Annotated in this window: 23 protein-coding genes and 1 tRNA gene; 16 read left to right on the top strand and 8 right to left on the bottom strand. The window is 67.0% G+C overall.

The annotated features are described in order from the left end of the window. Positions 1-50 precede the first annotated feature (50 nt). Positions 51-1,859, bottom strand: coding sequence for a glutamine--tRNA ligase/YqeY domain fusion protein (locus ACF8LI_RS25385; protein WP_047468446.1), 1,809 nt, complete (start codon positions 1,857-1,859; stop codon positions 51-53). Positions 1,860-2,089: 230 nt separating this feature from the next. Between ACF8LI_RS25385 and ACF8LI_RS25380 the strand changes: the two genes are divergently transcribed. From ACF8LI_RS25380 to ACF8LI_RS25350, 7 genes are all read left to right on the top strand, one after another. Continuing rightward, the gene (locus ACF8LI_RS25380; protein WP_392414498.1) at positions 2,090-2,443 is read left to right on the top strand and encodes a hypothetical protein; all 354 of its coding nucleotides are present in this window, start codon (positions 2,090-2,092) and stop codon (positions 2,441-2,443) included. Positions 2,444-2,568: 125 nt separating this feature from the next. Beyond that, complete coding sequence (gene aroQ / locus ACF8LI_RS25375; protein WP_016450549.1) at positions 2,569-3,012, top strand: type II 3-dehydroquinate dehydratase; 444 nt, start codon at positions 2,569-2,571, stop codon at positions 3,010-3,012. Beyond that, entirely contained in the window at positions 3,009-3,893 is an 885-nt protein-coding gene (locus tag ACF8LI_RS25370) for an alpha/beta fold hydrolase (RefSeq protein ID WP_392414497.1), read from the top strand. Before aroQ ends, ACF8LI_RS25370 begins: the two co-directional genes overlap by 4 nt. Next, complete coding sequence (gene arfB, locus ACF8LI_RS25365; protein WP_016450547.1) at positions 3,886-4,296, top strand: alternative ribosome rescue aminoacyl-tRNA hydrolase ArfB; 411 nt, start codon at positions 3,886-3,888, stop codon at positions 4,294-4,296. The genes ACF8LI_RS25370 and arfB overlap by 8 nt, the downstream gene beginning before the upstream one ends. A gap of 72 nt (positions 4,297-4,368) precedes the next feature. Continuing rightward, the gene (locus ACF8LI_RS25360; RefSeq protein WP_392414496.1) at positions 4,369-5,316 is read left to right on the top strand and encodes a dioxygenase; all 948 of its coding nucleotides are present in this window, start codon (positions 4,369-4,371) and stop codon (positions 5,314-5,316) included. A gap of 95 nt (positions 5,317-5,411) precedes the next feature. After that, complete coding sequence (locus ACF8LI_RS25355; RefSeq protein ID WP_016450545.1) at positions 5,412-6,077, top strand: alpha/beta hydrolase; 666 nt, start codon at positions 5,412-5,414, stop codon at positions 6,075-6,077. A gap of 222 nt (positions 6,078-6,299) precedes the next feature. Beyond that, positions 6,300-7,211, top strand: a complete 912-nt coding sequence (locus ACF8LI_RS25350) for a DUF3014 domain-containing protein (RefSeq protein ID WP_343740865.1) — start codon at positions 6,300-6,302, stop codon at positions 7,209-7,211. Between the two features lie 18 nt (positions 7,212-7,229). On the opposite strand, the gene ACF8LI_RS25345 is transcribed toward ACF8LI_RS25350, so the two are convergent. Beyond that, on the bottom strand, positions 7,230-7,700 hold the full coding sequence (locus ACF8LI_RS25345) for an Lrp/AsnC family transcriptional regulator (RefSeq protein WP_012204416.1): 471 nt from the start codon (positions 7,698-7,700) through the stop codon (positions 7,230-7,232). Between the two features lie 104 nt (positions 7,701-7,804). Here ACF8LI_RS25345 and mdeB point away from each other — a divergent pair, with 104 nt between their 5' ends. Next, positions 7,805-10,435 (top strand): alpha-ketoglutarate dehydrogenase, encoded by a 2,631-nt coding sequence (gene mdeB, locus ACF8LI_RS25340; protein ID WP_392414495.1) that lies wholly within the window; start codon positions 7,805-7,807, stop codon positions 10,433-10,435. Between the two features lie 321 nt (positions 10,436-10,756). After that, positions 10,757-12,937, top strand: a complete 2,181-nt coding sequence (locus ACF8LI_RS25335; protein ID WP_392414494.1) for a c-type cytochrome — start codon at positions 10,757-10,759, stop codon at positions 12,935-12,937. A 241-nt stretch (positions 12,938-13,178) separates the two neighbouring features. Here ACF8LI_RS25335 and ACF8LI_RS25330 read toward each other — a convergent pair whose 3' ends face one another. Continuing rightward, on the bottom strand, positions 13,179-13,934 hold the full coding sequence (locus tag ACF8LI_RS25330; protein ID WP_026062448.1) for a sulfite exporter TauE/SafE family protein: 756 nt from the start codon (positions 13,932-13,934) through the stop codon (positions 13,179-13,181). Between the two features lie 126 nt (positions 13,935-14,060). Between ACF8LI_RS25330 and ACF8LI_RS25325 the strand changes: the two genes are divergently transcribed. Then, positions 14,061-15,029 (top strand): LysR family transcriptional regulator, encoded by a 969-nt coding sequence (locus ACF8LI_RS25325; protein ID WP_392414493.1) that lies wholly within the window; start codon positions 14,061-14,063, stop codon positions 15,027-15,029. On the opposite strand, the gene ACF8LI_RS25320 is transcribed toward ACF8LI_RS25325, so the two are convergent. The 5 genes from ACF8LI_RS25320 to ACF8LI_RS25300 all read right to left on the bottom strand — a co-directional run bounded on the left by ACF8LI_RS25320 (position 15,020) and on the right by ACF8LI_RS25300 (position 18,751). After that, entirely contained in the window at positions 15,020-15,889 is an 870-nt protein-coding gene (locus tag ACF8LI_RS25320) for a zinc-dependent peptidase (RefSeq protein WP_017405651.1), read from the bottom strand. The genes ACF8LI_RS25325 and ACF8LI_RS25320 overlap by 10 nt on opposite strands. Next, complete coding sequence (locus tag ACF8LI_RS25315; RefSeq protein ID WP_016453877.1) at positions 15,886-16,761, bottom strand: UDP-2,3-diacylglucosamine diphosphatase; 876 nt, start codon at positions 16,759-16,761, stop codon at positions 15,886-15,888. Before ACF8LI_RS25315 ends, ACF8LI_RS25320 begins: the two co-directional genes overlap by 4 nt. Positions 16,762-16,918: 157 nt before the next feature. Continuing rightward, positions 16,919-17,425 (bottom strand): peptidylprolyl isomerase, encoded by a 507-nt coding sequence (locus tag ACF8LI_RS25310; RefSeq protein WP_016450537.1) that lies wholly within the window; start codon positions 17,423-17,425, stop codon positions 16,919-16,921. A 57-nt stretch (positions 17,426-17,482) separates the two neighbouring features. Continuing rightward, entirely contained in the window at positions 17,483-18,070 is a 588-nt protein-coding gene (locus ACF8LI_RS25305; RefSeq protein WP_016450536.1) for a peptidylprolyl isomerase, read from the bottom strand. 147 nt (positions 18,071-18,217) lie between these two features. Next, positions 18,218-18,751 carry a tetratricopeptide repeat protein gene (locus tag ACF8LI_RS25300; RefSeq protein WP_016450535.1) on the bottom strand — a complete coding sequence of 178 codons (534 nt, stop codon included), beginning with the start codon at positions 18,749-18,751 and terminating at the stop codon, positions 18,218-18,220. Between the two features lie 204 nt (positions 18,752-18,955). Between ACF8LI_RS25300 and cysS the strand changes: the two genes are divergently transcribed. The 6 genes from cysS (at position 18,956) to ACF8LI_RS25270 (ending at position 24,977) form a co-directional block, all read left to right on the top strand. Next, positions 18,956-20,341 (top strand): cysteine--tRNA ligase, encoded by a 1,386-nt coding sequence (gene cysS, locus ACF8LI_RS25295; protein WP_026062450.1) that lies wholly within the window; start codon positions 18,956-18,958, stop codon positions 20,339-20,341. Positions 20,342-20,390: 49 nt separating this feature from the next. Further along, positions 20,391-21,200 carry a DNA-3-methyladenine glycosylase gene (locus ACF8LI_RS25290; RefSeq protein ID WP_016453875.1) on the top strand — a complete coding sequence of 270 codons (810 nt, stop codon included), beginning with the start codon at positions 20,391-20,393 and terminating at the stop codon, positions 21,198-21,200. A gap of 83 nt (positions 21,201-21,283) precedes the next feature. Further along, the gene (locus ACF8LI_RS25285; protein WP_016450532.1) at positions 21,284-22,261 is read left to right on the top strand and encodes an acetyl-CoA carboxylase carboxyltransferase subunit alpha; all 978 of its coding nucleotides are present in this window, start codon (positions 21,284-21,286) and stop codon (positions 22,259-22,261) included. Positions 22,262-22,369: 108 nt separating this feature from the next. Next, positions 22,370-23,389, top strand: a complete 1,020-nt coding sequence (tilS, locus tag ACF8LI_RS25280; protein WP_392414492.1) for a tRNA lysidine(34) synthetase TilS — start codon at positions 22,370-22,372, stop codon at positions 23,387-23,389. 176 nt (positions 23,390-23,565) lie between these two features. Beyond that, the gene (locus ACF8LI_RS25275; RefSeq protein ID WP_392414491.1) at positions 23,566-24,831 is read left to right on the top strand and encodes an aspartate kinase; all 1,266 of its coding nucleotides are present in this window, start codon (positions 23,566-23,568) and stop codon (positions 24,829-24,831) included. Positions 24,832-24,884: 53 nt separating this feature from the next. Next, a tRNA-Ser gene (locus ACF8LI_RS25270) sits at positions 24,885-24,977 on the top strand. The last annotated feature ends 263 nt before the right edge of the window (positions 24,978-25,240 follow it).

Genomic DNA, 25,240 nt, shown 5'->3' with positions numbered 1-25,240 from the left:
TGGGCCATCTTCGGGGGAGCGGTGCAGGTGCCCGCCAGCGGGCCGTGCGCCTACTTGCCCCAGGAGTCCTTGAGACCCGTTGCGCGGTTGAACACGGGCTTGCCCGGTGCGTGGTCCTTGCGGTCGGCCACGAAGTAGCCGAAGCGCTCGAACTGGAACTTGTCGTCAGGCTGTGCCTGGGCTAGCGACGGCTCCACGTAGGCCGTCACGACCTTGAGGCTGTCCGGGTTGAGCAGGGCTAGGAAGTCCTTGCCGCCCGCATCGGGCTGCGGGTCGGTGAACAGGCGGTCGTACAGGCGCACTTCGGCCTGCACGCCGTCGGCCGCGCCCACCCAGGTGATGGCGGCCTTGACCTTGACGCTGTCGGCGCCCGGCGTGCCGCTCTTGGTGTCGGGCACCACGGTGGCCAGCACCTTGGTGACGTTGCCCTCGGCATCCTTCTCGCAGCCGGTGCACTCGATCACGTAGCCGCCCTTCAGGCGAACCTTGTTGCCCGGGAACAGGCGCTTGTAGCCCTTGGGCGGCACTTCGGCGAAGTCCTCGCGCTCGATCCACACCTCGCGGCCCAGCGTGAAGCGGCGCACCGGCACCTGCTGGCCTTCGGCGGCGTGGGGCAGGGCGGGCAGCTCGCAGGCTTCCAGGTGCTCGGCGCTGCCGAAGACCTCAGCCCAGTTGGTCAGCTCCAGCTTCAGCGGGTCCAGGGCCACCATGCCGCGATGGGCCTGGTTCTCCAGGTCTTCGCGCAGGCAGCCTTCCAGCGTGGAGTAGTCGATCCAGGCGTAGTCCTTGGTCACGCCGATGCGCTCGCAGAAGGCCTGGATGCTCTGCGGCGTGTAGCCACGGCGGCGCAGGCCGACGATGGTGGGCATGCGCGGATCGTCCCAGCCGCTGACGATGCCGTTGTCCACCAGGTGCTTGAGCTTGCGCTTGCTGGTGATCACATAGGTCAGGTGCAGGCGCGAGAACTCGTACTGGCGCGGCTGCGGGGCAGCGATCAGGCCGCCTGCGCGCAGGTGGTCCAGCAGCCAGTCGTAGAACGGGCGCTGGTCCTCGAACTCCAGCGTGCAGATGCTGTGGGTGATGTGCTCCAGCGCGTCCTCGATGGGATGGGCGAAGGTGTACATCGGGTAGATGCACCACTGGTTGCCGGTGTTGTGGTGCTCGGCATGGCGCACGCGGTAGATGGCGGGATCGCGCAGATTGATGTTGGGCGATGCCATGTCGATCTTTGCGCGCAGCACGGCAGCGCCATCGGGCAGCTTGCCGTCGCGCATTTCGCGAAAGCGCGCCAGGTTCTCGGCCACCGTGCGGCTGCGGAACGGGCTGTCCACGCCGGGGCGCGAGAAATCGCCGCGGTTGGCCTTCATGTCGTCGGCGCTTTGCTCGTCCACATAGGCCAGGCCCTGCTCGATCAGGTACTCGGCCGCGCGGTACATGAAGTCGAAGTAGTTGCTGGCGAAGTACAGGTTCTCGTGACCGTCGGCTTCCTTCCAGCCGAAGCCCAGCCAATGGACGGCATCGATGATGCTGTCCACGTACTCCTGGTCTTCCTTCTCGGGATTGGTGTCGTCGAAGCGCAGGTGGCAGGCGCCTTGGTAGTCGCGCGCCAGGCCGAAGTTCAGGCAGATGGCCTTGGCGTGGCCCACGTGCAGGTAGCCGTTGGGCTCGGGCGGGAAGCGTGTGCGGATCTTCGCCACGTCCACCTGGCCCTGGTTGTGGTGGTCGCCATCACCGGGGCTTCCACCCCAGCGGCGCTGGGCGTAGGTACCGTTGGCCAGGTCGGCCTCGATGATTTGGCGCAGAAAGTTACTCGGTTTGACCGGATCTTTGGAGATGGGGGAGGCGTCAGCAGAGCTCATCGCAGCATTGTAGGCGCGCGCCTGCCGACCCGCTCCGGACGGCTTTCGGACAGCCGCGCCGGGCAAGGGTTGAGGCATTTGGAAACAAACTTGTATAAAAGCCTGCCATCCGTAGACCCCTGTCGCGCGTTGAGAATGCAGGGCGTATGCCGTCCCCCTGTGCCAAAGTGCGGGAAGGCGGCACCAGCGGCAATGCCTGCCACGCCTGTCCAACTTCGAGGAGAGACACCATGACAACGACAGCTTCCCCGTGGGTTGCAAGAGCAGCAGCAGCCGGCCTCGCATTGGCCGCCCTGGTGGCTTCGGGCGCCGCCCAGGCCCGGGGCGATGTGCACTGGTCCATCAGCCTGAATTCGCCGGGCATGTATGGCCCGCCCGTCTATGTGGCGCCGGCCCCCGTCTATGTGGCGCCGCCCCAGCCCATCTACTACGCTCCCCCGCCTCCGGTCTACTACGCGCCGCGCGCCGTCTACCGTGCGCCGCCCGTCGTGGTCGTTCCCGGCTATGGATACGGCTACCGTGGCGGATACCGCCATGGTCATGGCCATGGCCATGGTCACGGTCACGGTCACTGGCGCCGTTGAGCCGGACCGGGCTGGATTGACTTGTGCCGCCCTCCGGGGCGGCTTTTTCCGTGGTGCCAGCGTTGCGGCCGGGCCCGGGATGGCCCGCATAATCCAGCCCGTTGGAAACCTGGAGTGTCCCCGCCGTGAAAACCGTCTATGTCCTCAATGGCCCGAACCTGAACCTGCTGGGCCTGCGTGAACCCGCCATCTATGGCTCCCAGACCCTGGCCGATGTGCGTGCGCTGTGCGAAGCCGCCTGTGCGCGCTACGGTCTGGCCCTGGAGTTCCGCCAGAGCAACCATGAAGGCGAGCTGGTGGACTGGATCCACGAGGCCGGCCGCGTGCACGCCGAAGGCCGCCTGGCCGGCCTGATCTTCAACGCCGCCGCCTACACCCACACCAGCGTGGCCCTGCTGGATGCCGTCAAGGGCACGGGCGTGCCGCTGGTGGAGCTGCACATCAGCAACGTGCATGCGCGCGAGAGCTTCCGCCACCACTCCTACCTGTCGGCTGCGGCGCGCGCCGTGATGTGCGGCTTTGGCGTGGCCGGCTACGGCCTGGCCATCGACGCCGTGGCCCAGTGGTGAACACGCCTGTCGCCATAGAGCGCCTGCGCGCCCGTGCGCGGCGCCTGACCACGCCGCTGTCTGCCGCGCGGCCCGAAGACGGCCACATGGTCTGGCATGTCTGGGGCGAGGCGCGCGCGGGCGTGCTGCCGGTGGTCATGCTGCACGGCGGCAGCGGCAGCTGGACGCACTGGCTGCGCTGCATGGACGCTCTGCTGGCCCAGGGCCGCCAGCTGTGGATACCGGACCTGCCGGGCTTTGGCGATTCCGATGGGGTGCCAGGCGGCCAGGATGCCGACACCCTGGTCGAGCCGCTGCGCCAGGGCCTGCGGCAACTGCTGGCCGATGGCGGAGCGCCCGCCGCCCCGCTGTGCGATCTGGTCGGCTTCTCTTTTGGCGGCATGACGGCCGGCATGCTGGCGGCTGCCGACGGCACGCTGGCCCGGCGCCTGGTGCTGGCCGGGGCGCCCGGCATGGGCGTGGGCAAGGGCCTGGCCGTGCGGCTCAAGGGCTGGCGCCACCTGGCCACGCCCGAGGCGCAGGCCGTGGCCCACCGCTACAACCTGCAGGCGCTGATGCTGCATGACGCCAGCCTCATCGACGAGGACACGCTGGCCCTGCATGTGCTCAATGTGGAGCGCGACCGCCTTCCACGCCGCCGCCTCTCGCACACCGATGTGCTGGCCCGCGCCCTGCAGGCCGTGGACGGCCCCGTATGGGCCATCTATGGCGAGCACGACGCGCTCTACCCGGGACCGATGATGCAGGAGCTGGCCCAGGCCTTTGCACGCCATGCGCGCGACTTCCGGGGGCTGGCCCTGGTGCCCGGCGCGGGCCACTGGGTCATGCATGAGCGTCCCGATGCCTTTGTGGCGGCATTGACCGCTGCGCTGGATGCCTGAGCGCATGCGCCCCATCGAGCTGCATGAGGTGCAGTGGACCGCCATGCGCGCCCAGGGCGCGGGCGGCCAGAACGTGAACAAGGTCTCCAGCGCCGTGCACCTGCGCTTCGACGTGCGCGCCTCGCGCCTGCCCGAGGCCGTGCAGCAGCGCCTGCTGGCCCTGCGCGACGGCCGCATCACCAACGAGGGCGTGGTCGTCATCAAGGCCCAGCAATACCGCACGCAGGAGCAGAACCTGCGCGCCGCGCTGCAGCGGCTCAACGCGCTGGTGGCCGCCGCCTATCCCGAACCCATTCTTCGCCGCGCCACCCGGCCCACGCTGGGATCGCAGCGGCGGCGCCTGGACAGCAAGAGCCGGCACAGCGCCACCAAGGCCCTGCGGGGCCGCCCGCGCGACGATTGAGCCGGCCAGCGCAACAATGTGTGCCGCCTTTGGCGGCTTGGCGCGGCCCGCTTGCGTCCCTACATTAGGGGAATGCAAGATTTTCACGCTTCCCTCGATTCCGGCGCATCCTCCATAGCCGCTTCGGCCGGCACTCGGCTGCCCGTGCTCTACGTCTCCCATGGCTCGCCCATGTTCGCGCTGGAGCCGGGTGAAACAGGCCCCGTGCTCGCGCAATGGGGCAGGGCGCTGCGCCAGGCCCACGGCCCGCTGCGCGGCGTGGTCGTCATGTCGCCGCACTGGATGTCGCATGGCGTGGAAGTCATGACCGGAGCCACGCCCTCCACCTGGCACGACTTCGGCGGCTTCCCGCCCGCGCTCTACGAACTGCAGTACCCGGCCCCCGGCGCGCCCCAGCTGGCGCAGGAAGTCATGGACCGCCTGCAGGCCGCAGGCATTGCCGCCAGCGCCAACGCGCAGCGGCCCTTCGACCACGGCGCCTGGGTGCCGCTGATGCATTTGCTGCCCGATGCCGACCTGCCCGTGGTCCAGCTGTCCCTTCCCGCCTCGGCCGGGCCGGCCGAAACCCATGCGCTGGGCGCGGCCCTGGCGGCGCTGCGCGATGAGGGCGTGCTCATCGTCGGCTCCGGCAGCATGACGCACAACCTGGGCGAATTCCGGGGCGGCACGGGCGAGGCCACGGTGCGGGTGGACGACGCCGTGCAGGCTCTGCGCAGCCAGGATGGCCTGCAGGACGACCATGCCGTCGGCGGCTCCAGCGCCTCCTCGCCCTACGTGCAGGATTTCAGCCGCTGGATCGAGTCGCGCCTGCAGGCGCAGGACCTGCCCGCGCTGCTGGACTACCGCGCACGCGCTCCCTCGGCCCGGCGCGCCCATCCCAGCGAAGAGCACTTCATGCCGCTGTACTTCGCCCTGGGCGCGGCCGGCGCCACGGCGCGGCCTCGGTATCTGAGCCGCGAAGTCATGTACTCCATCCTGGCCATGGATGCGATGGCCTTCGAGGACGCGCAGGCGGCATAACCTCCTGCCCCCGCGGACTTGGCGAGGCGCCACAATGGCGCGTTGCCCGGGACCACCCCGGTCCCGGAAATCGCTTAAAAACCAAGGAGTCCGTGATGATCGACCTGCCCCTGCTGGCGCTGGAGCGCCCCGCACAACCCGCACCGGGGCAGCAGCCCTGGCTGCTGGTGCTCATGCATGGCGTTGGCAGCAATGAACAGGACCTGTTCGGCCTCGCATCGTTCGTGCCGCCGCAGTTCCACGTGCTCAGCCTGCGTGCCCCGTTTTCCATGGGGCCCAGTGCCCATGCCTGGTTCCAGTTCACGGTGGATGCCAACGGCACGCGCCACATCCACGCATCGCAGGAAGAGCACAGCCGCGCCCTGGTGGCCCAGACCGTGCAGCAGGCCGGCGCGCGGCTGGGCATTCCTGCCCAGCGTACCGTGGCGGGCGGCTTCAGCCAGGGCGGCATCATGGCGCTCAGCCTGCTGCTGACCCAGCCCGCGCTGCTGCGCGCCGCCATGTGCTGGCACAGCCGCCTGCTGCCCGAGGCCTTGCCGCACCAGGCCCCTGACGCGGCCTTCGACGGCAAGTCGCTCTGGGTCAGCCACGGCACCTACGACAACGTCATCCCGCTGACCAGCGCCCACGCCATTCGCAGCCACGTGCAGCGCCTGCCGCTGCAACTGAGCTACCACGAATACCCGAGCATGCATGAGATCCGCCCCGACGAGCTGCAGGCCGCCATGGCCTGGCTCCAGGATCTGGGCACGCAGGGCTGAGCCTGCTGCACCGCCCCCTTCTTGTGCGCAGGCTGGCCGCGTAAGCCGGGTAACGCCTTGTTGCCTGGCGCGCACAAGGGCCTGCGCGGGCAGCGGGGCGGCTTATAAACACCAGTCAGGGGCTGGTGTCAGGAAAGCCCGGGAACCCCGGTTGTGCTTTGCTGTCGCACGTCCTGCGGCAACTGTGCTGCCAGCCCCCTGCCCAAGCCAAAGGACCCCTCCATGCCAGAACGCGACCCCCAAGACTTCCGCCCCCGCGCCAGATCCTCCGGCCCATCGGCTTTCGGCATCGCCGCAGCGGTACTGGCGGCTGCCGCCGTGGGGGGCGCAGCCTGGTGGTACTGGTGGCGTCCCGCCGACGTGTCCGAGGCGCCGCCCGAAGTGGCAGAGGCGCCCGCCCAGCCTGCCGAGCCTGAACCCGTCCCCGCGCCCGAGCTGACCGAGCCCCAGAACCCTGTCGATGCGCTGGAGCCACCCGCGCCCGGCCTGCCCGCGCTGCAGGACTCCGACGCCCATGTCGCCCAGGCCCTGAACGGCCTGCTGGGCCGTGACAAGGCAGGCAGCTTTCTGCAGATGGACGGTTTTGTGCGCCGCGCCGTGGCCACCGTGGACAACCTGACCCGCTCCCAGGCCCCTGCACGGCTTTGGCCCGTGCACCCCGCGCCGCAGCGTTTCACGGTGGAGGGCGCGGCGGAGGCCGGGGAGGCACAGGCCATCTCCCCCGCCAACGCCGCACGCTACAAGGCCTTCGTGGCCTTCGCCGAGTCCATTCCCATGGACGGGGCCGTCAAGCTCTATGCCCGGCTGTATCCCCTGTTCCAGACCGCCTATGAAGACCTGGGCTATCCCAGCCGCTATTTCAACGATCGTCTCATTGCCGTCATAGACCATCTGCGCGCCGCGCCCGAGCCCGCTGGCCCGGTGCAGGTCAGGCTGACCAAGGTGGAGGGCGAGGTGCCTTCCGTCCAGCCCTGGGTGCGCTACGAATACGCCGACCCGGAGCTGCAGGCCCTGTCCAGCGGCCAGAAGATGCTGGTGCGCGTGGGGCTGGACAACGAGCGCCGCCTCAAGGCCGTGCTGGGCGAGTTGCGCCGCCGCATCGCCACCGGCGAGATGGCCAAGCCTGCGGGCTGAGGCCAGTCTCCATCCGCCTCAGCCTGCGGCCGGCAGGGGCAGGGCGGTCTTGTACCGCACCTGCTTGAGCGTGAAGCTGGAGCGGATCTTCTCTATGCCCGGAATCGGCGTGAGCTGCTCCACGATGAAGCGCTCCAGCGCACCGATGTCGGCCAGGGCCACGCGGATCAGGTAGTCGGCGTCGCCGCTCATCAGGTAGCACTCCATGACTTCGTCGTGCTCGGCAATGCGGCGCTCGAAGTCGGCCAGCGATTCCTTGGCCTGGGACTTGAGGCTGATGTTGATGAACACGTTCAGCCCCAGCCCCAGGGCCGACGCATTGGCCAGCGCCACATAGCGCGCGATCACGCCGGCCTTCTCCAGCGCCTTGACGCGCGCCAGGCAGGGCGAGGGCGACAGGTGCACGCGGCGCGCCAGTTCCACGTTGGACAGCGAGCCGTCCGTTTGCAACTCGGCCAGAATGCGCAAGTCGATGGTGTCCAGTTTCATGTGCCGGATTTTATGTAGATGCCGGCATGAAATGCTGGAATATGGCGTTTCCCTTATCCATGAACGGCTGCTCATGCCGGTCCGCCAGTCCTAAAGTGGCGGGCATGAACGCACCCACGCCGCTGGCCACGCTGGCCGATATCGATACCGATCCCCAGGAAACCACCGAATGGCGGGAGGCCTTCGCGGCCCTGGTCGCCGCCGAGGGGCCGCAGCGCGCGCGCTTCGTGCTCGAAGAGCTGGCGCGCATGGCGCGCGAGCAGCGCCTGGGCTGGCAGCCCGACCTGAATACGCCCTATGTGAACACCGTGGCCGCGCAGCAGCAGCCGGTGTTTCCGGGCGACCTGGCCATGGAGGAGCGGCTGGCGTCCATCATGCGCTGGAACGCGCTGGCCATGGTGGTGCGCGCCAACCAGGCCTATGGCGAGCTGGGCGGGCACATCGCCAGCTACGCCAGCGCGGCCGACCTGTTCGAGACCGGGTTCAACCATTTCTTCCATGCCCGGGAGGGGCTGGCGCCGGGCCAGCACCGGGGCGACCTGGTGTTCTTCCAGCCGCACAGCGCCCCCGGCGTGTATGCGCGCGCCTTCCTGGAAGGGCGGCTGAGCGAGCAGGACCTGCAGCACTATCGGCAGGAGATCAGCGCGCCGGCCGCTGGCGCGCAAGGCCTGTCCAGCTATCCCCATCCCTGGCTGATGCCCGATTTCTGGCAGTTCCCGACGGGCTCCATGGGCATAGGCCCCATCAGCAGCATCTACCACGCGCGCTTCATGCGCTATCTCACGCACCGCCGCCTGCTGGACTGCCAGGAGCGCAAGGTCTGGGGCGTGTTCGGCGACGGCGAGATGGACGAGCCCGAAAGCATGAGTGCCCTCACGCTGGCCGCGCGCGAGGGGCTGGACAACCTGGTCTGGGTGGTCAACTGCAATCTGCAGCGCCTGGACGGCCCGGTGCGCGGCAACGGCCGCATCGTCGATGAGCTGGAGCGGCTGTTCGCCGGCGCGGGCTGGAACGTGGTCAAGCTGCTGTGGGGCAGCGACTGGGACGGGCTGTTGGCTCGCGACATCACCGGCACCCTGGCACGCACGCTGGGCGGCACGGTGGACGGGCAGATGCAGACGTTCGCCGCCAAGGACGGCCGCTACAACCGCGAGCATTTCTTTGGACAGAACCCCGAGCTCGCCGCCCTGGCCCAGGGCCTGACGGACGAGCAGATCGACCGCTTGAAGCGCGGCGGCCATGATCTGGTGAAGATCCATGCGGCCTATGCAGCGGCTGCCGCCCATCGCGGCCAGCCCACGGTGATCCTGGCCCATACCAAGAAGGGCTACGGCATGGGCTCGGCCGGGCAGGGCAAGATGACCACGCACAGCCAGAAGAAGCTGGACGAGACCGACCTGATCGAGTTCCGCAACCGCTTCAACCTGCCGCTCAGTGACGAGCAGGCCAAGGGCCTGGCCTTCCACAAGCCTGCCGATGACAGTGCCGAGATGCAGTACCTGCGCGAGCGCCGAACGGCCCTGGGCGGCGCACTGCCGCGCCGCGAAACGGTGTGCGACCGCGTGTCCGTTCCAGCGCTGGAGCAATACGCCCAGTTCGCGCTGGCACCTGCCGGCAAGGAAATGAGCACCACCATGGCCTTCGTGCGCATGCTGGGCAGCCTGCTCAAGGATGCGCAGCTGGGCCCGCGCATCGTGCCCATCGTGGCCGACGAGGCGCGCACCTTCGGCATGGCCAACCTGTTCAAGCAGGTGGGCATCTACAGCAGCCTGGGCCAGCGCTACGCGCCCGAGGACATCGGCTCGGTGCTGTCCTACCGCGAGGCGCTGGACGGCCAGATCCTGGAGGAGGGCATCAGCGAGGCCGGCGCCGTCGCCAGCTGGACGGCGGCGGCCACCAGCTACAGCGTGCACGGCCTGGCCATGCTTCCGTTCTACATCTACTACTCCATGTTCGGCTTCCAGCGCGTGGGCGACGCCATCTGGGCGGCGGCCGACCAGCGGGCGCGCGGCTTTTTGCTGGGCGCCACCTCGGGCCGCACCACGCTGGGCGGAGAAGGCCTGCAGCACCAGGACGGCTCCAGCCATCTGGTGGCGGCCACCATTCCCAACTGCAAGGCCTGGGACCCTGCGCATGCCGGCGAACTCGCCGTGATCCTGGACGCCGGCATGCGCGAGATGCTGGTCGAGCAGCGCGATGTCTTCTACTACGTCACGCTGATGAACGAGAACTATGCCCAGCCCGACCTGCCCGCAGGCGCTGCCGAAGGCGTGCTGCGCGGCGCCTATGTGTTCAGCCGCTTTGGCGATGCGGACCGTGCCACGCAGCATGTCACCTTGCTGGGATCGGGCGCCATCCTCACCGAAGTGCTCAAGGCCGCCGAGCAATTGGCCAGCGAGGGCATGGCCGCCACCGTGGTCAGCGTGACCAGCTGGAGCGAGCTGGCGCGCGATGGCGTGGCCTGCGAGCAGCGCATGCTGGCGGGCGAGGCACCTGGCCAGCCCTGGATCGCGCAGCTGCTGCACGGTACGCAGGGCCCGGTGATTGCCGCCACCGACTATGTGCGCGCGGTGCCCGAGACCGTGCGCGCCTTCCTGCCCGCAGGCCGCCGTTTCCTCACGCTGGGCACGGACGGCTTCGGCCGCAGCGACACGCGTGCGGCGCTGCGCGGCTACTTTGGGGTGGATGCACACAGCGTGGCGCAGGCCGCGCGCCGGATGATCCACGCGGGTTGAGCCGAGCCTGTCCACGCACCCGGCATCCCCGGGATGTACACATGGCGGCCCCTTCGCGGGGCCGCTTTGCATTGCTGCGCCCCATTTGCGCCGCCACTTTTCCTATGGATGGATTAAGCCCGCGTTAAATGCGCAAGTGGCTTATCTTTTTCGTCGGCTTGCATCAAAAAATAGGGTGATTCCACTAGAATTTGTATATATAAGAAGATATTGCGCAAAGAGATTGATATTTGCTGCAATGGTTGCATGCGTTGGGTGGAATATCTCGTCAATATCCGATTTTCTCTTTCAATAATAATTTATTTCACGGGATAGAAGACGATGAAACTCTCGCTCAAGCAAGGCCTGCTGTGCGTGGCCGTGCTGTCGGCTGCCGCATGGCAGCTCGCCATCTCGGCACCGGCGCCCGAGGTGGATCATGCGCAAATGCCGCAGATCATCGATGACCTGCCCGCCGACTATGCGGCGGACCTGAGCGCCGAGCAAAGAAACCTGGTGGACCGTGGCCGTTATATCGCGCGACTGGGTGATTGCGTGGCCTGCCATACCGGAAATAAAACACAGCCCATGGGTGGTGGCCTGGCGCTGGAGACGCCATTCGGCAAGATCTATTCCACCAATATCTCGCCCGACGCCGATACGGGCATGGGCAAATACAGCTTCGAGCAGTTCGACCGCGCCATGCGCAAGGGCGTGGCGGCCGATGGCCGCAACATGTACCCGGCCATGCCCTATCCCTCCTACGCCAAGATGACGGCCGAGGACATGCAGGCCCTGTATGCCTACCTGATGCAGGGCGTGGCGCCCGTGAAGGCGGCCAACAAGGAGTCCGACCTGGGCTTTCCCTTCAACCAGCGCTGGGGCCTGGCGCTGTGGAACTGGGTGTTTCTGGATGACGCGCCCTTCCAGCCCCAACCGCAGCAAACTGCCCAGTGGAACCGGGGCGCCTACCTGGTGCAGGGCCTGGGCCACTGCGGCGCCTGCCATACGCCGCGCGGCGTGGGCTTCCAGGAAAAGACCATGACCGGCGAGGGCCGCAAGGGCGAGTACTTCCTGGCCGGCGAGACCGTGGAGAACTGGCGCGCACTGAGCCTGCGCGACCTGTGGACACCCGAGGAGACCGCCCAGTTGCTCAAGACCGGGCGCAACAGCCACGGCACGGTCTCCGGCAACATGGTCGATGTGGTCCAGCACAGCACCCAGTACATGAGTGACGAGGACCTGTTGGCCATCGGCATCTATCTGAAGTCGCTGCCCGCAGGCAAGAACGACCTGCCCATGCAGGTGGCCCAGGGGCCGGGGCCGGTCATCGCCCCGCATCCGGCGTCGCAGGCTTCCGTGCATGCGCCGTCCGCCACGTCGGCAGTGTCTTCCGATGTGCCTGCCGATCTCTACGCCAGCCGGGGCGGCCTGGGCTATCTGCAGTTCTGCGCCGACTGCCACCGTGCCGATGGCGGCGGCGTGAAGGACGTGTTCCCGCCACTGGCCGGCAATTTCTCGCTGCAGTCGCAGGACCCGTCCACGCTGATCCATCTGATGCTGGCGGGCTGGAAGGCGCCCGTCACGCAAAGCCACGCCCGGCCGCTGACCATGCCCGCCTTCGCACAGCTCAAGGATGCAGAGATCGCCGACATCCTCAACTTCGCCCGCAAGAGCTGGGGCCGTGCCGATGCGCGCGAGATCCATGCCAGGGAGGTGCAATCCATGCGCAAGCAGCTCGATGCCAAGGGCGAAAGCGCACGCCCCTTCGAGACGCCGCGCCTGGCCGCCATGCTGGACGAATCCAATGCGAAGCAACTAGTCTACGGCGCCCGCCTGAACATTGAGACGCGCGACCTGCTGCCCAGGAATGTGGGCAACGCGCTGAACTGCGCCAGCTGCCACCTGAACGCGGGCACGGTGGCCGATGGTTCGCCCTACATCGGTGTCTCGGCCTTCTTCCCCGGCTATGCGCCGCGCGCGGGCCGCGTCATCACGCTGGAGGACCGCATCAATGGCTGCTTCCTGCGCTCCATGAACGGCAAGCCGCTGCCGCTGGAGTCCGACGAGATCAGGGCCATGGTCGCCTACTTCGACTGGATGCGCCGCGAAACCAAGCCCGAGGACAAGGTCGAAGGCCGGGGCGTGGGCAAGATCAGCCAGTCCATCGTGCCCAACGTGGACAACGGCAAGAAGGTCTATGCGGCCCAGTGCGCGGTCTGCCATGGCGGCGAGGGCGAAGGCGTGAAGAACGCCAAGGGCCAGTGGGTCTATCCGCCGCTGTGGGGTGACCAGTCCTTCAACATCGGCGCGGGCATGGCGCGCACCTACACGGCAGCGGCCTTCGTCAAGCGCAACATGCCCATCGCCTTCCATGGCAATTTCCCGCTGGGCCAGGGCGGCCTCAGCGACCAGGAGGCCGTGGACGTGGCCGAGTACTTCAGCCACCAGCCGCGCCCGGACTTTGCCAACAAGCACAAGGACTGGCCCAAGGACAAGAAGCCGGCCGACGCGCGGTACTGATGCGCCATCGAGGGAGAAGAAGGCGTTCCCGCCACGCGGCGGGCGCCTGAAGGCGGAGCAGGGAGCGATTCCTGCCCCGCCTTTTTTCGAAGGCAGTGCCCAGTCTTGCGCGCGCTGCAGATCCTTCTTGGCGGCGGCCAGTTCATTGCCCAGCCCCTGCACGTGTTGCTGCCGTTGCCTGGTCATCTGCTGCAGCCCGCAGGCTTGGTTCCAGGCCTTCCCGGCAGCGCGTTCGGCGTGCTCAGCCCGCGCGCTGCAGCAGCACCGGCACCGAGGAGGCCAGCAGCGCCACGCCGGACAGGCACAGCAGGCCCAGCACGATCTGCCGGAAACGCATCTCGCTGATGCCGATATAGAGCCTGGAGCCCAGCAGCGATGGAATGAGCATGGCCGGCGCCACGATGGCGAACAGCGGCAGCATGCTGCGCGCGACCATGCCGGTGCCCAGGTAGGTGGCCATGGTCACGGCCAGCATGGACAGGTTGAAGTTCTGGATGACCGAGCGCTGCTCATCCTTGGGGTAGCCGCGCAGCGTGCACCACAGCGTGGGCAGCGTGCCCGTGAAGCCGCCCAGTCCGCCCATCACGCCGCCCGCCAGGCCCACGGCGCCGTCTGCCACACTGCCGCCGCGCGCCAGCCTGGGCAGGCGGGCCGACAGCAGCATCACCGGGCACCACAGCACCAGCATGCCGCCCAGCAGGGCCTTGAACCAGGCCATGTCCAGGTGCGGCAGCAGCAAGACACCCAGCGGAATGCCGGCAAGACCGCCCAGGATGAAGGGCAGCAGCTTTGCCAGCGCAAACCCGCGTCGCACGGTGATGGCCGACAGCACCTGGCCCAGCAGCGAGCCGAAGACGGTGAGCACGGCCGCATCGCGCGGCTCCAGCACCCAGGCCCAGAACGACATGGCCACCATGCCGAAGGCAAAGCCCGACAGGCCCTGCACGAATCCGGCCGCCGCCGCGCCCAGCGCGATGATGAAAAACATGCCATCCATGGTCTGCCTGGTCCTTTCGTTCTGGGTGTGCAAGACGCCGGAATTCTGGAACGCATGCATAAGCAGAAATTCGTTTGTTTTTATTGTTCAATATGGTTTTGCTTATGACGCGCCACGCCTGAATTCATGCCGCAAAACCGCACTGCATCGACCGCTGCCCAACTGGCCCACCGCATGGCCACGCGTTTGAAGATGAAGCATTTGCTGCTGCTGCGCTCCATCAGCGAGCTGGGCACGCTGACCCGCGTGGCCGTGCGCATGGCCACCAGCCAGCCCGCCGTGACCCAGGCCCTGGCCGAGCTGGAGTCATTGTTCGGCGCGCCGCTGTTCCTGCGTTCTGCGCGCGGCATGGAGCCCACGGAGCTGGGCGCGCTGGTGCTGGCGCGCGCCCGGGGCATGCTGGCCGATCTGGACCATTGGGCCCACGACATCGAGGCCGTGGGGCAGCAGCGTGCGGCGCACCTGCAGGTGGGTGTCATCCCCTTCCTGCCGGCGCGCATGTTGGCCGATGCCATCGGCAGGACGCGGCCGCAAGGCCGGCGCATCACGGTCACGCTGCATGAGGACACCAGCGACCGCCTGCTGCAAAAGTTGCGCGCACATGAGCTGGACTGCGTGATTGGCCGCGCCTCGGCCGTGCTGGACATGAGCGGCATACGGCACAGCGTGCTTTATGAGCAGGAGCCTCGCCTGATCGCCCACCGCAGCCTGGCCACGCGGCTGGGGCGCCGGCCTCTGCAGTGGGCCGAACTCACGGGGCTTGACTGGGTGCTGGGCCAGCGCCGCACGCCCATGCGCGAGCAGATCATCGACTTTTTTCTGCGCGCGGGCGTGGAGCCGCCGCCGCCGTTTGTGGAAACGCTCTCGGCCAAGGTGATCGGCGAACTGGTGGCGGCCAATGAGCGGGCCGTGTCCATCGTGCCGGCCGACATTGCCGAGGAACTGGTGCGCATCGCGGGCGTGGGCATTGTGCGCCACCGTTTCGGCTGGACCCTGCCACCCATCACCCTGTTCGAGCGCAAGGCGGGCGGGCAGTACGAGGAGCAGCGCCTGTTTGCCCAGGCCCTGAAGGAGGTTTGCTCCGATCAGGGGTGACGGGTGGCCGGCTTGAAGAGCGCAGCCAGCAGCGGCTCCAGCGTGGGGAATTCCAGGGCAAAGCGGGCGCGGTCCACGAAGAAGGCTTCGCAGGCCACGGCGAAGAATTCGGCGGGCGCCGTGGCGCCATAGCCGTCCAGCCAGGGCCATTCGCCGCCAAAGCGTTCGGCGATGGTGATCTGCTCACGGAAGGCGTCGTAGGCCGGCGCCCAGGCGGCCTGCCATATCTCGCGGGCCTGGCGCGCGGAGCCGCTGCCCATGAAACCGGGCGGCAGGGGCGGGCAGCCATCGGCGCCGCCGTTGCGCATGTCGATCTTGTGGGCGAATTCGTGGATCACCACGTTGGCGGCCTGGCCGCCGTGACCGTGGTGGCTGGCATGCGGCCCGCGGCCTGCGCCGATGGCCTGCCAGCTCAGCATGACGGGGCCGCCATGCATGGCCTCGCCCATTATCACTTCGTCGTAGTCGTGGATGACGCCGGCCTCGTCCATGCTCTGGCGCCGTGCCACGGCATCGCCCGGGTGCACCACGATGCCGACAAAGTCGTCATACCAGGACAGCGCGCCCTGCGGCTCGCCCCAATGCAGCAGTGGCAGGCAGGCCTGGGCGGCAATCTCCAGCGCCATGGCGTCGCTCACTTGCAGGCCGTGCGCGCCGTGGAAGCGCTTGCGCTGCAGGAAGACGGCGGCCAGTGCGCGCAGCTTCGATTGCTCCTCCAGCGTCAGCGAGGAAAGAAAGGGGTAGGCGGCCAGTGTGGACAGCCACAGTGGCGCTGGTATCTCGGGCACCGGCGAGACGGCGGAGCGTGCGCGGCGGCCCAGCCGCCGGGCCCAGTGGCCCAGTTGTCGCCAGAGGCTCATCGTTGGGGCGCCTGTTCAAGTACTTCGGACAGCGGCAGGCGCCGCAGGCCCTGGCCCTGCTCCCAGCGCAGCACTTCGGCGCGCGGCACGGCGGCTGCCAAATCCCAGTCGCTGAGCACCACACGCCGCAGGCCATCGCCCAGTTCATGGTCGGCCGGGCGGTGCGTGTGGCCGTGGACCAGGGTGGCGGCGCGTGCGGCGCGCAGCCAGCTGCGCGTGGCCTCGGCATCCAGGTCGGCATAGGTGGGCATGGCGGCGGTGTGGCTGGCGGAGGGGGCGGCTGCGTCCGCTCCGGCCGATTCACGTTTGCGCGATTCGCTCTCCTGCCGGATGCCGCGTGCCTGCTCGCGGCGCAGCGGCAGCGGCTGCGCCAGGAAGGCCGCCTGCCACGCGGCGGAGCGCGCCATGGCGCGAAAGCGCTGGTAGTCCGTATCGTCCAGGCACAAGGCATCGCCATGGCTGAGCAGGATGCGCTGGTCGCCGCAGTCGAGCACGGTGGGGTCGGCCAGCGTGGTCGTGCCGCACAGCGCATCGAACTGCGCTCCGGTCAGGAAGTCGCGGTTGCCCTGCATGAAGAACAGCGGCCTGCGGGCGGCGGCCTCGCGCAGGGTGGCGGCGCAATCGGCCTCGAAACTGCCGGGATCCAGCAAGGCGTCGTCGCCCACCCAGACTTCGAACAGGTCACCGAGCAGAAAGACGGCATCGGCCTGCGTGGCGTGCAGGTAGCGGCGAAAGGCCTGCACGGTGGCGGGCTCGCAGGCCTGCAGGTGCAGGTCGGAGATGAAGTCCAGCGTGCGCCAGGCCGCGGGCAGTGTCCATTCGGCCGCAATGGGCGGCACGCAGGGAGGGCGAGGTGCGGCAGTCTGGGCCATGGGCGGGTGCGCGCCCGGCAAGGGCGCTGCATGAAGGCTGGGGAAGGCTCTGGAGCAGGGCTGTTGTCCATGGGCACGGACAGGGGCGGGCCATGTGCATGGACAACAGGGCGGCTGCACGCCAAGGGGGCAGCCGCCTTGTCGGAAGGGCGCCTGATTACAGGGCCACGGCCTTTTCGATGATCACGTCATCCTTGGGCACGTCCTGGTGGCCGCCGTTGCGGCCGGTCTTCACGCCGCGCAGCTTGTCCACGATCTCGGTGCCCTTGACCACCTTGCCGAACACGGCATAGCCCCAGCCCTGGGCGCTGGGCGAGGTGTGGTTCAGGAAGCCGTTGTCGGCCACGTTGATGAAGAACTGGGCGGTGGCCGAGTGCGGGTCGCCGGTACGGGCCATGGCGATGGTGTACTTGTCGTTCTTCAGGCCGTTCTTGGCCTCGTTCTCGATGGGCGCATCGGTGCCCTTTTGCTTCATGCCGGGCTCGAAGCCGCCGCCCTGGATCATGAAGCCATCGATGATGCGATGGAAGATGGTGTTGTCGTAGTGGCCCTTGTTCACATAGGCCAGGAAGTTCTCGGTGCTCTTGGGGGCCTTGGCGGCGTCGAGTTCGAGGGTGATGACGCCGTGGTCGGCGATGTGGAGTTCGACTTGGGGATTGCTCATGGCGATTCCTTGTTGGGTGGAGGGCAGGGGCGTGCCACGCTGGGCGCGGCGCGCGGTTTACTTGACTTCGGTGGCCGAGAGGATGGTCACCGGCTTGGTGGGTACATTCTGGTGCATGCCCTGGTTGCCCGTGGCCACCGTGCGGATTTTGTCCACCACATCCATGCCCTGGACCACGCGGCCGAAGACGGCGTAGCCGTGTCCGTCAGGCTTGGGTGCGTTGAGCATGTCGTTGTTCACCACGTTGATGAAGAACTGCGAGGTGGCCGAGTTGGGATTGCCAGTGCGCGCCATGGCGATGGTGCCCCGGTCATTCTTGAGGCCGTTGTCCGCTTCCAGCGGAATCGGCGCGCGCGTGGGCTTTTCCTTGAGGCTGGCATCCATGCCGCCGCCCTGGATCATGAAGCCGTCCATCACGCGGTGGAACACCGTGCCGTCATAGTGCTTGTCGCGCACGTACTGCATGAAGTTGGCCACGGTCTTGGGGGCCTTGGCCTCGTTCAGCTCCAGCACGATGTCGCCCATGCTGGTCTTGAGCTGCACCTTGGGTGTGGCGTTCTGCGCCATGGCGGGCAGGGCGGTGCAAAGGGAAGCGGCCAGGGCCATGCCGGCCAGGGAAAGCGACGCAATGCGGCGTGTGGTCATGCAAATCTCCTGAGAAAGCCAAAGGGCTGGGGGATGGAGTGGGAAAACCCGGGCAGGTTCCTGCGCGTGCGCGCAGGCGTGGCAAGACCCAAATGGCGCGCAGACCGCCGTGCCTGGGCGCCGGGGTGCGCGTGTGGGCCGTGTCTTCTATTTGGTGCCGGTGACTGGAGCCAGCAATTCGCGCAGCAGCTTGAGCTTGGGCCGCACGCTGGCAGCACGGCCGTCCAGGCCTTGTGCCTTGCCGTAGGCCTCGTAGGCCAGGCGGGCGTGGATGTCGCCCAGATTCTCGTAGGCAACGCCGTAGTTGGGGTTGTTGCGCACGGCCGACTCCAGGGCGGAGCGGGCCTTGTCGAGCTGGTTCTGGCCTGCGTAGATGACGGCCAGGTTGTTGTAGGGCTCGGGCAGCTCGGGGTAGTCCTCGATGAGCTGGTTCAGCGCGGCGATGGCCTCGTCGGTCTTGCCGCTGTCGGTCAGGGCCACGGCCTTGAGAAAGCGCATCTGGGGGTCGCGTGCGTTCTTGGCAAGATAGGCTTCGGCGCGTGCCAGGGCCTGGGTGCTTTTGCCGTTGCGCAGCAACTGGTTCACTTCCGTATAGTCGTCGGCGTGGGCGTGGCCTGTTGCGAGCAGGGCCGCCAGTGCCGCGAGGCGCAGGGCGGAGCGAAACGAGTTGCGTAGAGGCATGTAGGTGCTTTCGGGGCCTCGGGGAAACGCCCCGCGGCGCGGGCTTATACTGCTGTGAATTGTAGCTGAGGGGTGTGCTGGGTCACACGGGCTCTGCGCCTGCCGCTCCTGCTCCCTGCTGAGCATGCCTGCATCGGCGCCAAGGGTCCGGCGGCGCGTGGGACGCGCCCCCTGCAGCGGCCCTTTCTCCCCTGATGAACATCCATGAGTTTGCGTATCTACAACACGCTGTCGCGTGCATTGGAAGCGTTTTCGCCAATCGAACCGGGCCATGTGCGCATGTATGTGTGCGGCATGACCGTGTACGACCTGTGCCACCTGGGACACGCGCGCTCCATGGTCGCTTTCGACGTGGTGCAGCGCTGGCTTCGGGCCAGCGGAAATCGCGTGACCTATGTGCGCAACATCACCGACATCGACGACAAGATCATCCGTCGTGCCGTGGAGAACGGCGAGACCATTCGTTCGCTGACCGACCGCATGATCGACGCGCTGCACCAGGACGCCGACGCCCTGGGCATCGAACGCCCCACGCATGAGCCGCGCGCCACCGAATACGTGCCGCAGATGCTGTCCATGATCGGCCGCCTGCAGGACAAGGGCCTGGCCTACCAGGGCAGCGATGGCGACGTGAACTTTGCCGTGCGCAAGTTCCCCGGCTACGGCAAGCTGTCGGGCAAGTCGCTGGACGAATTGCAGGCCGGCGAACGCGTGGCCGTGCAGGACGGCAAGCAGGACCCGCTGGACTTCGTGCTGTGGAAAAGCGCCAAGCCCAGCGAGCCCGATGAGGTCAAGTGGGCCAGCCCCTGGGGCGCGGGCCGGCCGGGCTGGCACATCGAGTGCTCGGCCATGGGCTGCGAGATGCTGGGCGAGAGCTTCGACATCCACGGTGGCGGTGCCGATCTGCAGTTCCCGCACCACGAAAACGAGATTGCCCAGAGCGAAGGCGCGACCGGCAAGCCTTTCTCGCAGGTCTGGATGCACAACGGCTTCATCAACGTGGACAACGAGAAGATGTCCAAGTCGCTGGGCAACTTCTTCACCATCCGCGACGTGCTCAAGGAATACGACGCAGAGACCGTTCGCTTCTTCGTCGTGCGCAGCCACTACCGCAGCCCGCTGAACTACAGCGACGTGCATCTGAACGATGCGCGCGGCGCGCTCAAGCGCCTGTACACGGCGCTGAGCCTGGTGGCCCCTGCCGAGGTCGCCATCGACTGGAATCATCCCGCTGCCGCGCGCTTCAAGGCTGCCATGGACGAGGACTTCGGCACGCCCGAGGCCGTGGCCGTTCTGTTCGAGCTGGCTGCAGAAGTCAATCGCAGCAAGAGCGCCGAGACGGCGGGCCTGCTCAAGGCCCTGGCCGGATGCCTGGGCTTGCTGCAGGGCGACCCCCAGGCCTTCCTGCAGGCAGGAGCGGCAGATGTGGATGCCGCCGCCATCGAGGCGCAGATTGCCGCACGCGCAGCTGCCAAGGCGGCCAAGGACTGGGCCGAGGCCGACCGTATCCGCAAGGCCCTGCTGGAACAGGGCATCGTGCTCAAGGACTCCCCTGCAGGCACGACCTGGGAGGCAGCCGCCAAGGGCTGATCCGTATGCCTTGCCAGACGTGCCGCGCCAGGTGCGGGGAGGTGCTTTGATGGCCTCCGCCAAACCCCTGGACACCATGGATTTCGAGCAGTTGCCGCTGGTGGCCGATCTGCCCGTGCCCGAACAGCAACCGGCCCCGCTGCCGGTGGTGACGCTGGGCGCGCGCGCAGGCTCGCCGCCTGCCGCCGCAGCGGCCGCTGCCGCCACGCCCAAGGCCAAGATATCGCTGCCCGCGCCTCCCGAAGGCGCGCCTGCCTACTGGGCCGAGGCCTGCCGCCAGCTCGTGCGGCGCGACCGCGTGATGAAGCGCCTGATCCCGCGCTTTGCCCACCTGGCCCTGCAGCCCGGTGGCGATGCCTTTGCCACGCTGGCGCGCTCCATCGTGGGCCAGCAGATCTCGATGAAGGCCGCGCAGACGCTGTGGAACAAGTTCGCACGCCTGCCTGCGCGGATGACGCCTGACCTGGTGCTCAAGCTCAAGGTGGACGACATGCGCGCCGTGGGCCTGTCCGCCCGCAAGGTGGACTACCTGGTGGATCTGGCCATGCATTTCACCGAGCACCGCCTGCACCAGGACGACTGGCAGGGCATGAGCGACGAAGCCATCGTGGCCGAGCTCATGTCCATCCGCGGCGTGGGCCGGTGGACGGCCGAGATGTTCCTCATCTTCTACCTGCAGCGGCCCAATGTGCTGCCGCTGGACGATGCAGGCCTGATCTCGGGCATCAGCCAGAACTATTTTTCGGGCGACCCCGTCAGCCGCAGCGAGGCGCGCGAGGTTGCCGAGGCCTGGAAGCCGTGGTGCACCGTGGCGACTTGGTATATTTGGCGCTCGCTCGAGACGCAGCCTGCCGCCTGAAGACAAACCGATCACACCCGATCAACCCCCGTTTTCCGGCCGGAACGCATGCACCGTGCCTGGCTGGGACAAGGAGAAACAAGTTGGCGAAAAAGAACTTTCTGGATTTTGAGCAGCCCATCGCCGAGCTCGAATCCAAAATCGAGGAACTGCGCTACGTGCAGACCGAAAGCGCAGTCGATATCTCGGAAGAGATCGAGCAGCTCAGCAAAAAGAGCCTGCAGCTGACCAAGGACATCTACAGCGACCTCTCGCCCTGGCAGATCACCAAGATCGCGCGCCATACCGAGCGTCCCTACACGCTGGACTATGTGCGCGACTGCTTCACCGACTTCATCGAGATGCACGGGGACCGGCACTTTGCCGACGACCAGTCCATCGTGGGCGGGCTGGCGCGCTTCAATGGCATGTCCTGCATGGTCATCGGCCACCAGAAGGGCCGCGACACCAAGGAGCGCACGCTGCGCAACTTCGGCATGACGCGCCCCGAGGGCTACCGCAAGGCCCTGCGTCTCATGAAGACGGCCGAGAAGTTCGGCTTGCCGGTCTTCACCTTCGTGGACACGCCCGGCGCTTTCCCCGGCATCGAGGCCGAGGAGCGCGGCCAGTCCGAAGCCATCGGCCGCAACATCTACGAAATGGCCCAGCTGCAGACCCCCATCATCACCACCGTCATCGGTGAAGGCGGCTCGGGCGGCGCACTGGCCATTGCCGTTGCCGACCAGGTGCTGATGCTGCAATACGCCGTCTACTCCGTGATCAGCCCGGAAGGCTGCGCCTCCATCCTCTGGAAGACCGGCGAAAAGGCCCAGGACGCGGCCGATGCCATGGGCATCACGGCCCACCGCCTCAAGGCCCTGGGCCTGGTGGACAAGATCGTCAACGAGCCCGTGGGCGGCGCCCACCGCGACCCCAAGCAAATGGCCGCCTTCCTCAAGCGTGCGCTGGGCGATGCCTACCGCCAGCTGGCCGACCTCAAGCCCAAGGAACTGCAGGACCGCCGCTACGAGCGCCTGCAAAGCTACGGCCGTTTCGCCGATACCAAGGCAGACAATCGCTGAAGGCCGGCGCCACGCTCTGGCACACTGAACGGCTCCCCCTGGGAGCCGTTTTCTTTTTGTGCCGGGACTCGGCCTGAGTTCTGACATACCTGATCCAAGCCTGTGGAAATGCCGATCACCGACCTGCCGCAGAACCTGCCGGGCACCTCATCAGACGCCGCGTCAGGCGCCGCCTTGGGTGCTGCCATCCAGCGCTTTGCGCCACCGCTGCCGCTGGCCGTTGCCTTCAGCGGCGGAGCGGACTCCACTGCGTTGCTGCTGGCCTGCGCCGAGCGCTGGCCGGGCCAGGTCGTCGCCATCCATGTGCACCACGGTTTGCAGTCGGCCGCCGATGCCTTTGTGCTCCAGTGTGAAAAAACCTGTGCGCAGCACGCCGTCCCCTTGAAGATCTGCCGCGTGGATGCGCGCCACGCGCCGGGCCAAAGCCCTGAGGATGCGGCGCGTCAGTTGCGCTACGCCACGTTGATCAAGGCGGCCAACGAGCCCTGGCCTGCGCAGGGCGGTGTGCCCATGCCTGCCGTTCGCAGCATGGCCCTGGCGCAGCATGCCGACGACCAGGTCGAGACGCTGCTGCTGGCACTGTCGCGCGGCGCCGGCGTTGCGGGGCTGGCTGCCATGCCGGCGCAGTGGAGCAGGGCGGGACTTGCGTGGTATCGACCGCTGCTTGATCTGCCTGGCCAGGTATTGCGGGACTGGCTTGCTGCGCGCGGCCAGGAGTGGGTGGAAGACCCTTCCAATGCCGATGCCCGCTACACCCGCAATCGCATCCGCGCCCAGTTGCTGCCGGCGTTGCACAAGGCCTTCCCCCAGTTTCGCGCCACCTTTGCGCGCAGCAGCCGGCATTGCGCCGAAGCGGCCGAGCTCCTGCAGGAGATGGCCCAGGCCGACCTGGGTGCGGTGGGCAACCCGCCCCGCATCGCCGCATTGCAGGCGCTGAGCCCGGCGCGCCAGGCCAATGTGCTGCGCCACTGGCTGCGCAGCGTGCATGCCACCACCCCGAGCGCCGCGCAGCTCGATCAACTGCTCGCGCAGGTCGGCGTTTGCCGTACGCGAGGCCACCGCATCCATCTCAAGATGGGCAGGGGTTTTGTGCGGCGCCTGGGGTCAGTGCTCGATTGGTACAATTGACAGGTTTTGGTCCAACTTTGCACGAAAACCGGCGGCGCGCCAAAACCAAATGGCTTGCGCAAGACGGGTCTGGACGGACATTTCGCTACATGCGCAGTCCTCTTGAGCACCTGGCTTGCACAAGCACCCCCTGTCGTACAGCGCCGTGCCTAGCAGTTTCGTCACCCTGATATCCAATGGCACTGATCGTTCATAAATACGGCGGCACCTCGATGGGCTCGACAGAGCGCATCCGCAACGTTGCCAAGCGCGTGGCCAAGTGGGCTAGGGCCGGTCACCAGATGGTGGTCGTCCCCAGCGCCATGAGTGGCGAAACCAACCGTCTGCTGGGCCTGGCCAGCGAGCTGGCTCCCAGCTCGGCCAAAACGGCGTACTACCGTGAACTCGACATGCTGGCCTCCACGGGCGAGCAGGCGTCGTCGGCACTGCTGGCCATTGCGCTGCAGGCCGAAGGCGTGGAAGCCATCAGCTTCTCGGGCTGGCAAGTTCCCGTGCGCACCGACAGCAGCTTCACCAAGGCACGCATCGAGTCCATCGACGACAAGCGCGTTCGCGCCGAACTCGACGCTGGCCGCGTGGTCATCATCACGGGCTTCCAGGGCATCGATCCCAACGGACATGTCACCACGCTGGGTCGTGGCGGCTCCGACACCTCGGCCGTGGCCGTGGCTGCGGCGCTGAAGGCGGCCGAGTGCCTTATCTATACCGACGTGGACGGCGTCTACACCACCGACCCTCGCGTGGTGCAGGCCGCCAAGCGCCTGAACACCGTGAGCTTCGAGGAAATGCTGGAGATGGCCAGCCTCGGCTCCAAGGTGCTGCAGATCCGCTCGGTGGAATTTGCCGGCAAGTACAAGGTGCCCATGCGCGTGCTCTCCAGCTTCACGCCCTGGGACATCGACCTGGAGGAGGAATCCACCTCCGGCACGCTGATTACTTTTGAGGAAGACGAAAAAATGGAAAAGGCCGTCGTATCCGGCATCGCATTCAACCGCGGCGAAGCCAAGATCTCCGTTCTCGGCGTGCCCGACACCCCCGGCATCGCCTACGGCATCCTGGGTCCGGTGGCTGATGCCAACATCGAAGTCGATGTGATCATCCAGAACATCAGCAAGGAAGGCAAAACCGACTTCAGCTTCACCGTCAGCCAGGGCGACTACCAACGCGCCATGGAGCTGCTGCGCGACAAGGTCGTGCCCGCCCTGGGTGCCACCGAAGTCGTCGGCAACCCCAACATCGCCAAGGTCAGCATTGTCGGCATCGGCATGCGCAGCCATGTGGGCGTGGCATCCACCATGTTCCGTGCACTGAGCCAGGAAGGCGTGAACATCCAGATGATCTCCACCTCCGAGATCAAGACCTCCGTCGTCATCGACGAGAAGTACCTGGAGCTGGCCGTGCGCGCCCTGCACACCGCCTTCGGTCTCGACAAGCCGGAATAAAATCGTCGTTTTGCCGAAACCGGCAAAAAAGCACGTTACAATAACGTCATTCCGGAAACGTGACCGAGTGGCCGAAGGTGCTCCCCTGCTAAGGGAGTATGGGGTGTAGAGCCTCATCGAGGGTTCGAATCCCTCCGTTTCCGCCAGAATCAAAAAGCCACCCGCAAGGGTGGCTTTTTTATGAGAGGGTTGCTTCGGCGGCCTGATCAAGCGGCTGGGGCTGATGCTCTGGTTGCGGTGGCGAAGTTCTTTTTGTTGGCTTGTTGAAAAAACGTGCTACAATGCAAGGCTCTGCTGAAGAGAGCGATGCAGATCGCTGGTGTTGAAAAGATCGAAGAAATTTGATTGCAACGACGCTAAAAACTGTGCTAGAATTCAAGGCTTCGCTGATTGCAGCAAGTTAGAAGCA

It is taken from the genome of Delftia sp. WSY_12 (assembly GCF_043104645.1).
Taxonomy (GTDB): domain Bacteria; phylum Pseudomonadota; class Gammaproteobacteria; order Burkholderiales; family Burkholderiaceae_C; genus Comamonas; species Comamonas tsuruhatensis.
Note: the sequence above shows the minus strand (reverse complement) of the source record. Positions and strands in the feature narration are given on the sequence as shown.

Coding starts and splice junctions, on each gene's coding strand:
- ACF8LI_RS25360 (WP_392414496.1), top strand. CDS start 4,369: ATGCAAGATTTTCACGCTTCCCTCGATTCCGGCGCATCCTCCATAGCC.
- ACF8LI_RS25355 (WP_016450545.1), top strand. CDS start 5,412: ATGATCGACCTGCCCCTGCTGGCGCTGGAGCGCCCCGCACAACCCGCA.
- ACF8LI_RS25300 (WP_016450535.1), bottom strand. CDS start 18,751: ATGCCTCTACGCAACTCGTTTCGCTCCGCCCTGCGCCTCGCGGCACTG.
- ACF8LI_RS25305 (WP_016450536.1), bottom strand. CDS start 18,070: ATGACCACACGCCGCATTGCGTCGCTTTCCCTGGCCGGCATGGCCCTG.
- ACF8LI_RS25275 (WP_392414491.1), top strand. CDS start 23,566: ATGGCACTGATCGTTCATAAATACGGCGGCACCTCGATGGGCTCGACA.
- ACF8LI_RS25330 (WP_026062448.1), bottom strand. CDS start 13,934: ATGGATGGCATGTTTTTCATCATCGCGCTGGGCGCGGCGGCGGCCGGA.
- mdeB (WP_392414495.1), top strand. CDS start 7,805: ATGAACGCACCCACGCCGCTGGCCACGCTGGCCGATATCGATACCGAT.
- ACF8LI_RS25350 (WP_343740865.1), top strand. CDS start 6,300: ATGCCAGAACGCGACCCCCAAGACTTCCGCCCCCGCGCCAGATCCTCC.
- ACF8LI_RS25290 (WP_016453875.1), top strand. CDS start 20,391: ATGGCCTCCGCCAAACCCCTGGACACCATGGATTTCGAGCAGTTGCCG.
- ACF8LI_RS25320 (WP_017405651.1), bottom strand. CDS start 15,889: ATGAGCCTCTGGCGACAACTGGGCCACTGGGCCCGGCGGCTGGGCCGC.
- tilS (WP_392414492.1), top strand. CDS start 22,370: ATGCCGATCACCGACCTGCCGCAGAACCTGCCGGGCACCTCATCAGAC.
- ACF8LI_RS25385 (WP_047468446.1), bottom strand. CDS start 1,859: ATGAGCTCTGCTGACGCCTCCCCCATCTCCAAAGATCCGGTCAAACCG.
- cysS (WP_026062450.1), top strand. CDS start 18,956: ATGAGTTTGCGTATCTACAACACGCTGTCGCGTGCATTGGAAGCGTTT.
- ACF8LI_RS25380 (WP_392414498.1), top strand. CDS start 2,090: ATGACAACGACAGCTTCCCCGTGGGTTGCAAGAGCAGCAGCAGCCGGC.
- ACF8LI_RS25310 (WP_016450537.1), bottom strand. CDS start 17,425: ATGAGCAATCCCCAAGTCGAACTCCACATCGCCGACCACGGCGTCATC.
- ACF8LI_RS25335 (WP_392414494.1), top strand. CDS start 10,757: ATGAAACTCTCGCTCAAGCAAGGCCTGCTGTGCGTGGCCGTGCTGTCG.
- ACF8LI_RS25315 (WP_016453877.1), bottom strand. CDS start 16,761: ATGGCCCAGACTGCCGCACCTCGCCCTCCCTGCGTGCCGCCCATTGCG.
- ACF8LI_RS25325 (WP_392414493.1), top strand. CDS start 14,061: ATGCCGCAAAACCGCACTGCATCGACCGCTGCCCAACTGGCCCACCGC.
- arfB (WP_016450547.1), top strand. CDS start 3,886: ATGCCTGAGCGCATGCGCCCCATCGAGCTGCATGAGGTGCAGTGGACC.
- ACF8LI_RS25345 (WP_012204416.1), bottom strand. CDS start 7,700: ATGAAACTGGACACCATCGACTTGCGCATTCTGGCCGAGTTGCAAACG.